This window comes from Colwellia sp. MB3u-4 (assembly GCF_014077065.1).
In the GTDB taxonomy this organism is placed as follows: domain Bacteria; phylum Pseudomonadota; class Gammaproteobacteria; order Enterobacterales; family Alteromonadaceae; genus Cognaticolwellia.
On the sequence record NZ_JACGVE010000077.1, the window covers coordinates 102,208 to 113,568 of the forward strand.

An 11,361-nucleotide genomic window follows, 5' to 3' on the forward strand; every position below is an offset into this window, starting at 1 on the left:
TTTAAAAACCCGGTAACATATTTTGTTACCGGGTTTTTTAGTTCTGAATCTTAAAAAAAATTGCCCAAGGCTACATGTTCACCCGTAAGCGATATTTAGGTGATATGTATGACCTATGCAGGTTAATTAGATTGAGCGCCTGTTAAAGGGTTGACGGACTGAAGTCCGACCTACAAAAATATCGCCCAAGATTACATGATCATTCGTAGGCCCTATTTAGGTTTAATACAGGTTCAATGTAGGTTGGACTTTAGTCCATCAAGTTAAATAAAATTTAACCGTCCTTGGTATAAATACTGAGCGATAAAAAATATATGGCTGCAGGTTTTTGCTGGCTGATTAGATTGAGCGCCTGTTAAAGGGTTGACGGACTGAAGTCCGACCTACAAAAATATCGCCCAAAACTACATGATCATTCGTAGGCTCTATTTAGGTTTAATACAGGTTCAATGTAGGTTGGACTTTAGTCCATCAAGTTAAATGAAATTTAACCGTCCTTGGTATAAATACTGAGCGATAAAAAATATATGGCTGCAGGTTTTTGCCGACTCATTCGCTGCAAGTGTTTATGACCCACTAGATTAATCGCCTACTAAAGGGTTGACGGACTGAAGTCCGACCTACAAAGCCATCGCCCAAGATTACATGATCATTCGTAGGCTCTATTTAGGTTTAATACAGGTTCAATGTAGGTTGGACTTTAGTCCATCAAGTTAAATTTTATATTACATATCAAATATGTAATATAAATATTTGATATGTAAAGTCCCCTAAGATCGTGTATGTAGCAAAGTATCTTATTATTTCACACTCAATGCTTTTTCACCGCGAGCAATACCGACACAGCCAGATCTCACTGATTCTATGATTTCTGTTTCGTTGGCGAGTGTGGAGATAAAAGCATTGATTTTCTCTGCATTACCCGTCAGTTGAACGGTGTAAACCTGCTTACCAATATCAATGATAGAGCCTCTAAAGATATCAGTTATACGTTTTACTTCACTACGTGACTTTTCGTTCATTGCCAAGACTTTAATCAGTAGTAATTCACGCTCGACATGACTTCGCTCGGTTAAGTCAGTTACTTTAATAACATCGATAAGTTTATTGACTTGTTTAACTATTTGCTCAAGTATTTTGTCATTACCTTTGGTGACAATAGTGATACGAGATAAGCTATCATCATCAGTGGGTGCAACGGTTAAGCTTTCAATATTAAATGCTCGTTGAGAAAACAACCCGACAATACGTGAAAGTGATCCTGCTTCGTTCTCTAATAATACGGCTAAGATTCTGCGCATTAGCTTTTCACTCCTTTTTTGATCCACATTTCATCAATAGCTCCAGTACGTATTTGCATCGGATAGACATGCTCATTTTCATCAACGAGCACATCGACAAAAACCAGTCGGTTTTTAATCGCAAAAGCCTCTTGAATTTTTTCGTCTAATTCATCAAGCTTATTAATTTGCATACCTACATGACCATAGGACTCAGCCAATTTAACAAAATCGGGTAAAGAATCCATATACGAAGAGGAATGACGTCCACCATAGACCATATCTTGCCATTGACGTACCATGCCTAAAGAGCGGTTGTTCAATGAAATAATGACCACAGATAAATTATACTGCAAACAAGTTGATAGCTCTTGTATGTTCATTTGTATTGAACCGTCTCCGGTAATACAGATAACATGGCTATCAGGAAAGGCTAATTTTACGCCCATTGCAGCAGGTAAGCCAAAGCCCATAGTGCCTAGACCACCTGAATTTATCCACTGACGTGGCTTCGCATACGGATAGTATTGCGCGGCAAACATTTGGTGCTGTCCAACATCAGAACATACGTAGGCTTCACCTTGTGTTGCTTTATACATGGATTCAATAACACGCTGTGGTTTTATTACGCCATCGGTTTGTTCGTAGCTAAAACTTTTAACTGCTCGCCATTGTGCAATTTGTTGCCACCACGTTTGGTTTTCTTCTTTGTTAACACTAAATTGCTTTTCTTCCAGTTCAACAAGTAACTGTTTAATCACAATGTCAAGCAAGCCAACAACAGGGATATGAGCATTAATAGTTTTAGATATCGAGGTGGGATCAATATCAACATGCACAATGGTGGCATCTGGACAAAATTTCTTCACATTGTTAGTCACACGGTCATCAAACCTTGCCCCTAAAGCGAGAATAACATCGGCATTTGCCATGGCTCTATTCGCTTCTAAGCTACCATGCATACCTAACATACCAATAAAGTTTTCATGTAAACCTGATATAGCACCCAATCCCATTAAGGTATTGGTCACAGGTGCGTTAAGTTTTTCAACTAATTCAGTCAGTAACTCTGCTGCATTCGCTATGATTACGCCGCCGCCAGCATAAACCACAAGACGTTTTGCTTGGCTTATTGCCTGTACCGCCTTCTTAATTTGACGGTGATGGCCTTTCACGTTTGGATTGTAAGAGCGCATGTTCACTTCAGCGCTGAACTTAAACTCTGCAGTGTGTTGTGGCATTAAAATATCTTTAGGTAGCTCGATAACCACAGGACCTGGTCGACCGGTACTGGCAATATAAAATGCTTTTGCAATAATGTTAGGTATGTCGACAACACTTCGACAGTTGAAGCTATGCTTTACTATTGGGCGAGAGCAACCAACAATATCGGTTTCTTGAAAGGCGTCGTCTCCAATCAGTCCGGTAGGCACTTGGCCTGAAAGTACCACCATAGGAATAGAGTCCATATACGCGGTTGCAATGCCGGTAATACAATTAGTAGCACCTGGCCCTGATGTAGCTAATACAAAGCCTACTTCACCGGTAGCGCGGGCAAAACCATCTGCCATGTGAGTAGCAGCCTGTTCATGGCGCACAAGAATGTGCTCAACATCATCTTGTCGAAAGAGTGCATCATAAATATCTAATACAGTACCTCCGGGATAGCCAAATAAATATTTTACCTTAAGTGCTGCTAGGGTTTTCACCACTAGTTCGGCACCTGAGAATTGCTCTTTTGTCATATGTAATTCCTATAATAAAAAAATCTGTTGTTAATAATATCAATTGAAATAAATAGCGATAAAAAAACCCCCGTTCTTTTCAGAGCGAGGGTTTATTGTTGTTATTTTTTTACTTTATTTTTACACACAATATCGCCCACGCTTTGGTTTTGAGACCAAGACGAGAATGAGGAGAGATAGCAGCGTATTGACGAAGTTCATGTTAAAAATTATTTGTGTAAAAAGTAATGACTACAGTTTTAAGGGGTTTGTCTAGATGTGTCAATGTAAAGTTCATAATTTCTGATTATTTCTGATAAATATTTACCACTTGTACTACTTAAAAATAAAGTTTTGTCATTAATTTGCTATTAATCTGGCCATATAATTAGGTTTGCGTTGCTTAAGAGTGCAAGGATACTGATAGCAATCTCACTAATTTCATGATTATTTCTCCTCGTTTAAACAAGCTACTAGCGCGTTATTTATTTAATAATTAGAACAACGAGTTATTAAATAAACGCCTTGTGTTTAGTTGTTGTTTCTGGATATAAAGTAAAGTAACTAATTAATCAAATGGGTATCAATAGTTAGGTTGAGTTATTAAAATAATATAATTTTTATCTATAATTTTTTGTTAAATTAATAATTTTATTGGTAAGTGATCTGTTATTAGTGGTTATTTTTTATTATTATGTAAGTAGAGTAATGTAATGAAATTTTTCAGCAGCGGACTAACATTTTTATGATAGGCTGTATCTTAAGTTTTAAATACATCAAAGTTATTTGGAAGGATTTATGTTAAAAAATAAACTAATCATAATGTTAGCACTTGTTGGTGCAATGGCTGGCTGTGTATCAAACCAGCAAGCTAGAGTTGACTTTGATCGTAATAGTGAGATTACTACAACAGATTATAAAACATTTGCTTGGCTGAACAAGAGCAAGATATTAGCGGAGTCTGTTGATGCTAACCCTGTGATGAAAGTCAGAATTGATAATGCCATTGAACAAGCTTTCATCGCTAAAGGCTATCAGTTAGTTAATGATGCAGAGCAGGCTGATTTTACCATTTCATACACCATGGGTAGTCGAGATAAAGTAAAAGTTGATTCTTTACCCGTGATGTATCGCACCAGCTTTATGTGGGGCAGTCGTTTTTACGGCGGCATGGGTACTGACACGCGCGTGCGAAATATTACTGAAGGAAAGTTGGCAATAGATGTATATGATGTCAAAAGTCACCAACCGGTATGGCACGGATGGGCAGTTAAGCGCATTAAGTCGTCTGAACAAGACAACCCAAGTAAAGCCATTAAAATGGTTGTTGAACAGGTTGTTGCTCAGTTTTAGTCAACCTTACTTAGCATTTAGCAACGAATAACCTCTTTAAAAAGCGCAGATAATCTGCGCTTTTTTTGTTTAAACAAATTTTAATACTCTGTTGGTGTTACTTTTATTTTCCTGGTGTATAAGTAAACTCGATGCGATTACCGCTAGGCTCACGAGTCATCATATGTTTACTTGGGCCTTTACCGTTAATGCTAGATGATGTAATCCAACATTGCTTGTTCACGTATAAGCTAACTATGTCAAAAATAGCGTTAGCTGTATTGATTTTACCTAGACTTTAAATGGATGCTCAACCAAGTTAAATTTGGTATCGTTTTCGCCAAAAATAAAGACATGACATTGTTGCCAAGCGTCGGGTATTTTCCACGTATTATTGTTTTCAATGGAATAAACATGACGTTTATTAGCACAACGAATATCAATTTTGTTTAACTTACCTTTGATGTTGGTCAGGGTAAATTCATTTCGTACTAAGGCATAATGCCAGTAGTCATCACTGCGAATATCGGCGTCAACAATAAGTTCTTTCTCTGAATGAATAAATTCATCAACTTGTTTAATCAATGCTTGATAATGTGCTAAATAAGGTTTTGCAACGGAATTTTTTTCAATTTTTTTATAAATGTCATAAGCATTTTTAAATTTATTTAGCTGGAGTTCTAATACAAAGCGTTGAGCTAATAATGATAATTCGTATTCAGTATTTTTATCATCAGTGGCAATTTTTATTTTTTTCAAATGAGCAAGTTGCATAGCATCGTTGCCTATCGCTTTTGCGTATTCGGCATTTAATAATTGCAAGAAATTATGCTCTGATAAATGCATGTACTCTATCTTTGTAAACTTACTCAGCAGCGCTTTTGTTTTTACATAATCCTTTTCTGCTAAGGCAGCTTTCGTTTTGTGATACAAACTGTTAAATCGGCGGGTGACCTTTTTAGTGCCATTTTTATGCATTCTAAAATCAAATTGCACACTATTAACACATTGCTGTATTGGTTCACCATTTTCAATGGCTGGCTGATACTGCCACTTCATGACTGCTTTTTTAGCCGCTAAGGTAATATCTTTACTGCCTGATGTTTCTTGCGTGATCACGTTGGAAACACTACCATCTTTTTCGATGACAAAGCTAAATGTAGCCCAACCTTCACGACCGTTACGTGCAGCAGAAATTGGGTATTTAGGTTCAACTCTAATTTTGGGCGTGGGTTCAGTTGAGGTACTTAAAAGCTGAGACAGCTCTATAGCGGCTGCGCTGTTGCAAAGTAAGAGGGCGGGTAAGAACTTAATAATAATTTTTTTCATTTGAACATCCGTGTATATATATAATATAAGTTAAGTGACCACAAAGATGATATCTTCAAAATATATTTTTGTCACTTAACCTATTGAAAAAATTAGGCAAGATAATAAGTTAACTACCCGTGTTTTGAGGTTATTAAATCAGTAATAACTTTTGCTGTTTCTAAGGGCTGCTCCATAGGAAAACAGTGATGTCGGCCAAATTTTTGCCATTGAATATTTTTATTGATTTTTGCTGCTCTTTTAACTGCTTTTGGAATAAAGAAATAACTTTTATTAGCCATTAATATCTCTACGGGTATCTTTATATTGTATATCGCTCGCCAGAGTCCCTTTGGATAAGAGCCAAAAATTGACGCTTCCCAACTTGGCTGACAACTGAGCGTTACTGAGTCTTGATGACTAACATGAGTAGAAAACTCGCAATAATCACTTATTACTTGGGGATGCCAAGCTTTATAAAAAGATTTGCCAGCAATATTTTCTTTCATATTAGTCAAGCTTGGCCATATTGCTGTGCGATTAGCGACCGATTTGACTAATGAGCTTCTCCGCCATGCGCCAGTTGCCCGCATGAGTTGCTGCGCTATAATCATTTCAGTTTGAAATAACACGGGATCGAGTAAAATAATTTCGCTGAATAAATCTGGATATTTAACGGCGGCTAGTAGCGTTATAACACCGCCCATTGAATGTCCAATACCCACCAAAGGACCATTTTCTTTAACATTAGCCTGAAGATAAATTGCATCAGCGATGGTATTGGCCATTTTTTGCCAGTTGGGCATTTGCGTAGTTGGCTGTGTTGAATAGCCATGACCGGGTACATCGGTTAACCAAATTGCCCAGTCTTTGGGTAATTGTGATGCCATGGCGGCTAAGGTCATGGCTGAAAAGCCAGTGCCGTGTAACAAGTGAATACGTTTAGCGTCTTTAGCACCCGCGCGATAATAACCATTTACTGTCATTGCGCTGTTAGATTTTTGTTGCCATTGTTGAGTATTTTCAAGTAGTAAACTGTTAGATGAAAGCATTGTTTCAAAAGATGAGCATTCAGACATTAATATTGTTAACGATAAAGGAGAATTGTAAATAACATAGCAACATACTGATCGGATGTGAATGTATTTTACCTAGATATTACACTTTTGATGATATTAAGCAGGGTATAAGCCTTGGTGTTAACTAAGTGAGAGCTAGGGTGAAAATCATCCTTTAAGTGGACAAGTTCGATTATATTTCCCATTCATCGCAGAATATATATTCTTTAGGTGGGCTCTGGTTAATTCTATTGATATAATATCCTTAATTATATTATTTAAACTTTATTTTTTAGGGGTTCTGTGGATGTCGGAAGTAGAAAACCGTCCAACAAATTTTATTCGTCAAATTATTGATGCCGATCTTGCTAGTGGCAAGCATAGCCAAGTACAAACTCGTTTTCCACCTGAGCCAAATGGTTATTTACACATAGGTCATGCGAAATCAATTTGTTTAAACTTTGGTATTGCTCAAGATTACCAAGGTTTATGTAACTTGCGTTTTGATGACACTAACCCTGAAAAAGAAGATATTGATTATGTAAATTCTATTCAAGCAGACGTTAAATGGTTAGGTTTTGAATGGGCCGGTGATATTCATTATTCTTCAGATTATTTTGATCGTTTATATGGTTATGCTGTTGAGCTTATCGAAAAAGGTTTAGCCTACGTTTGTTTTTTAAATGCCGAAGAAACACGTGAATATCGTGGCACGTTAAAGCAAGCTGGAAAAAACAGCCCTTATCGTGCAACTTCAGTTGAAGAGAACCTGGCTTTATTTGAAAAAATGAAAGCAGGTGATTTCAAAGAAGGACAGTGTGCGCTGCGCGCTAAAATCGACATGGCGTCAAGCTTCATGTGCATGCGTGATCCTATTATTTATCGGGTTAAGTTTGCTCATCATCATCAAACCGGTGATAAGTGGTGCATTTATCCAATGTACGATTTTACTCATTGTATTTCAGACGCCATTGAAGGCATTACGCATTCAATATGTACGCTAGAGTTTCAAGACAATCGTCGTTTGTATGATTGGGTTATCGACAATATTTCAATTGAAACTACCCCGCGTCAATATGAGTTTTCACGCTTAAATCTCGAATATACCGTGATGAGTAAACGCAAGCTAAACAACCTTGTGGAAGAGAAGTTAGTCAGTGGTTGGGATGATCCTCGTATGCCGACCATTGCTGGCTTTCGTCGTAAAGGTTTTACGCCTGGCTCGTTACGTGAATTTGCGAAGCGCATTGGCGTAACGAAAATGGATAACACGGTTGAAATGAGCGTTTTAGAAGCTTGTATTCGTGAAGACTTAAATGACAATGCCCCACGTGCTATGGCAGTGCTTGACCCGATTAAGTTAGTCATTGAAAACTATCCTGCTGATACAGTTGAAAACCTTAATGTTAAAAATCATCCTAGCGATGAGAGCTTTGGTTCACGTATTGTGCCATTTGCTAAAGAGCTTTACATTGAAGCAGAAGATTTTCGTGAAGAAGCTAATAAAAAATATAAACGTTTAGTGCTAGACAAAGCAGTACGTTTACGTGGTGCTTATGTAGTAACCGCCACGCGTTGCGATAAAGATGAAGACGGCAAGGTAACGACAGTTTATTGCCAATATGACAGCGAGACTTTAGGTAAAAACCCCACTGATGGCACTAAGCCTAAAGGTGTTATTCATTGGGTTGCGGCAGCGCAAAGTCTTGATGCAGAAATTCGTTTGTATGAGCGTTTGTTTTCTGTACCAAATCCAGGAGCAGCAGAAGACTTTCACAGTGTAATGAACCCTGATTCCTTGACTATTATCACTAACGCGAAAGTAGAGCCATATTTGGCAACGGCGAAGCCTGAGCAAGCATTTCAGTTTGAGCGCCAAGGTTACTTCTGTTTAGACAATAAGATATCAGCACAGGATGCAGAACAAGGTAAGTTAGTATTTAACCGTACGGTAGGTTTACGTGATACCTGGGCAAAAATTTCTGACTAGTAGTTAGTTATTAGTAGCTATTAATAAATGGCTTTGCTCCAGAACCGGGTTGTTAGGTTATAATGTATATTCTTAAAGGGCGATTGTTTTGTAGGTCGGACTTTAGTCCGTCAAACGTTTAGGCATTGGTTAACGTGATGGGTTAACTCTGATCTGCAACGGTTATTTGTTTATCGGCATTTGTGGCGAGCACGGTTAAATTGCATTTAACTTGATGGACTGAAGTCCACCCTACAAAGGCCCAGATAAATTTATGGGTGATTGCGCAGCGTTTTTGTCGATTGTTTTGTAGGTCGGACTTTAGTCCGTCAAACGTTTAGCCAGTGGTTAATCTGATGGGTTAACTCAGATCTGCCGCGGGAATTTTTTTTATCGGCATTTGTGGCGAGCATGGTTAAATTGCATTTAGCTTGATGGACTGAAATTCAACTTACATTGAGCGTAATAAATAGTTATTGGCCATTTTAATAAATTAAGTAATAAAAAAGCTCATAAGGTATTCCTTATGAGCTTTTTTTTAAATTAACTGTTATTTTTTTAACTGAAAAATTAAACTATTTTCTAACTTCTAACTTCTAACTTCTAACTTCTAACTTAAAGCTTAGTAGCCAGTTTCATTGCACTAATAAATTGTGTTAATTCTTTAAGCATATTCTCGTTATCATCAAGATTTTTTTCAATGACTTTAACAACGGCAGAGCCACTAATAGCCCCTCTTGCACCGGTTGCTAAGGCGGCTTTTACTTGTTCAGGTTTTGATATACCAAAGCCCATAACGGCTGGTGCCGCTTGGTATTTCTCCAAGATATGAATAAGTTTATGACCGGTCATTTCTGCTTCGGTTTCTGTGCCTGTAACACCGACTCGACTCAAAACATAAGTATAACCAGCGCCATATTGTGCAACTTTTTCTAAGGTGGCTTCGCTAGCATTAGGTGGCGCGATAAAAATAGGGGCAACACCATTGGCTATGGCGGCTTGTCTAAAAGGCTCACTTTCACGTATCGGTAAATCGGCGATAAGTACTGAATCAACACCTGCAGTGGCTACATCACGATAAAAATTGTTGATGCCGCGGGCAAAGACTAAGTTGCCATAAAGTAACAAGCCAATCGGTATGTCAGGTGCATAGGCACGAACCTTGGCTAAAATATCTAAACAAACATCAGTATTAGTATTGGCTTTTAATGACCGTAGTGCTGCCATTTGAATGACAATACCGTCAGCACTGGGATCCGAAAACGGCATGCCCAGTTCTAAAGCATCAGCGCCGGCGTCAATCAGTGTTTTAATCACAGCAAAAGATTGCTCAGCATTGGGGTCGCCGATGATGACAAAAGGGATAAAAGCCCCTTCATTTTTTTTGGCTAATTTTGCAAAGGTTTGGTCATAACGACTGCCAATTTCAGTTGCTTGCTTCATTATGCTTCTCCTCTGTGCTTTACCGTACTTTTTTCGGCAGTCTCAGGCGATATAATCGCGTTTACATGGGCTAAATCTTTATCACCTCGACCTGATAAGTTAAGCAAAATGATGGTTTCTTCGGTCGCTTGCTCGGCTAATTTTAAGGCGTAGGCTAAGGCATGAGAAGGCTCTAATGCGGGAATGATACCTTCACTACGTGCGAGTAATTGAAATGCTTCTAACGCATCATCGTCGTTTATGGCAACATATTGTGCACGACCAGAATCTTTCAATTGTGCATGTTGTGGACCAACAGCAGGGTAGTCAAGGCCAGCTGATACAGAGTAAGACTCTTCAATTTGCCCAACTTTGTCTTGCATAATATAGGTATAGTTACCATGTAGCATACCTTTAGTGCCAGCCACCAAGGTTGCACCATGGAGCGAAGTATCAGTACCCTTGCCACCAGCTTCAACACCAATAAGTTTGACACCTTCATCACCGATGAAGTCTTGAAACATACCAATAGCATTTGAGCCACCGCCTACACAGGCAATAACGTAATCGGGTAAACGACCTTCTTCAGCCAGTAATTGCTGTTTGGCCTCTTCACCAATCATTTTTTGAAATTCACGTACAATAGTCGGGAACGGATGAGGACCCGCAGCAGTACCTAATAAGTAGTGCGCGTTTTCATAATTAGCTGACCAGTCGCGTAAGGCTTCATTCACCGCATCTTTAAGTGTGCCGCTGCCCGCTGTTACCGGTATAACTTCAGCACCCATTAATTGCATGCGAAATACATTGGGTTGTTGACGCTGACAATCTACAGCGCCCATGTAAACTCGACATTTTAAGCCTAATAATGAGCAAGCTATGGCGGTAGCAACACCATGCTGTCCAGCGCCTGTTTCAGCAATTATTTCAGTTTTACCCATGCGTTTTGCTAATAAAGCTTGTCCTAAAACTTGATTAGTTTTATGGGCACCACCATGGAGTAAATCTTCACGTTTTAAGTACATTTTAACTAATGGGTTTTTAACAATATTGCGGCACAAGGTCAGTGGTGTTGGGCGGCCAGCATAACTTGTGAGTAGTTTATTGAACTCTTGTAAAAAAGCTTCATCAGTTTGTGATTCAATAAAAGCTTGTTCAAGCTCTTCTAAAGCGGGAACTAGTAATTCACCGACAAACATACCACCAAACTCACCAAAGTAGGCGGGTAAGGTTTTTTTAACCTGATTTTCAGTTGTTGCTTTTAACAT

General features: G+C 38.5%; 8 protein-coding genes. 2 read left to right on the forward strand and 6 right to left on the reverse strand.

The annotated features are described in order from the left end of the window. Window positions 1-800: 800 nt before the first annotated feature. Both ilvN and H4J61_RS08725 read right to left on the reverse strand, forming a co-directional pair. The gene (ilvN, locus tag H4J61_RS08720; RefSeq protein ID WP_182135537.1) at window positions 801-1,301 is read right to left on the reverse strand and encodes an acetolactate synthase small subunit; all 501 of its coding nucleotides are present in this window, start codon (window positions 1,299-1,301) and stop codon (window positions 801-803) included. Beyond that, complete coding sequence (locus H4J61_RS08725) at window positions 1,301-3,025, reverse strand: acetolactate synthase 3 large subunit (protein WP_182184762.1); 1,725 nt, start codon at window positions 3,023-3,025, stop codon at window positions 1,301-1,303. The genes ilvN and H4J61_RS08725 overlap by 1 nt, the downstream gene beginning before the upstream one ends. 777 nt (window positions 3,026-3,802) lie before the next feature. Here H4J61_RS08725 and H4J61_RS08730 point away from each other — a divergent pair. After that, window positions 3,803-4,357 carry a DUF4136 domain-containing protein gene (locus H4J61_RS08730; RefSeq protein WP_182184763.1) on the forward strand — a complete coding sequence of 185 codons (555 nt, stop codon included), beginning with the start codon at window positions 3,803-3,805 and terminating at the stop codon, window positions 4,355-4,357. Window positions 4,358-4,627: 270 nt separating this feature from the next. Here the strand turns inward: H4J61_RS08730 and H4J61_RS08735 are convergent, their stop codons facing one another. Next, the gene (locus tag H4J61_RS08735) at window positions 4,628-5,665 is read right to left on the reverse strand and encodes an energy transducer TonB (RefSeq protein ID WP_182184764.1); all 1,038 of its coding nucleotides are present in this window, start codon (window positions 5,663-5,665) and stop codon (window positions 4,628-4,630) included. Window positions 5,666-5,778: 113 nt separating this feature from the next. Further along, the gene (locus H4J61_RS08740; protein WP_182184765.1) at window positions 5,779-6,723 is read right to left on the reverse strand and encodes an alpha/beta fold hydrolase; all 945 of its coding nucleotides are present in this window, start codon (window positions 6,721-6,723) and stop codon (window positions 5,779-5,781) included. 286 nt (window positions 6,724-7,009) lie between these two features. Between H4J61_RS08740 and glnS the strand changes: the two genes are divergently transcribed. Continuing rightward, window positions 7,010-8,692, forward strand: a complete 1,683-nt coding sequence (gene glnS / locus H4J61_RS08745) for a glutamine--tRNA ligase (RefSeq protein WP_182184766.1) — start codon at window positions 7,010-7,012, stop codon at window positions 8,690-8,692. A gap of 594 nt (window positions 8,693-9,286) precedes the next feature. Here glnS and trpA read toward each other — a convergent pair. Continuing rightward, window positions 9,287-10,114 (reverse strand): tryptophan synthase subunit alpha, encoded by an 828-nt coding sequence (trpA, locus tag H4J61_RS08750; RefSeq protein ID WP_182184767.1) that lies wholly within the window; start codon window positions 10,112-10,114, stop codon window positions 9,287-9,289. Continuing rightward, window positions 10,114-11,361, reverse strand: a complete 1,248-nt coding sequence (gene trpB, locus H4J61_RS08755) for a tryptophan synthase subunit beta (protein ID WP_182184768.1) — start codon at window positions 11,359-11,361, stop codon at window positions 10,114-10,116. Before trpB ends, trpA begins: the two co-directional genes overlap by 1 nt.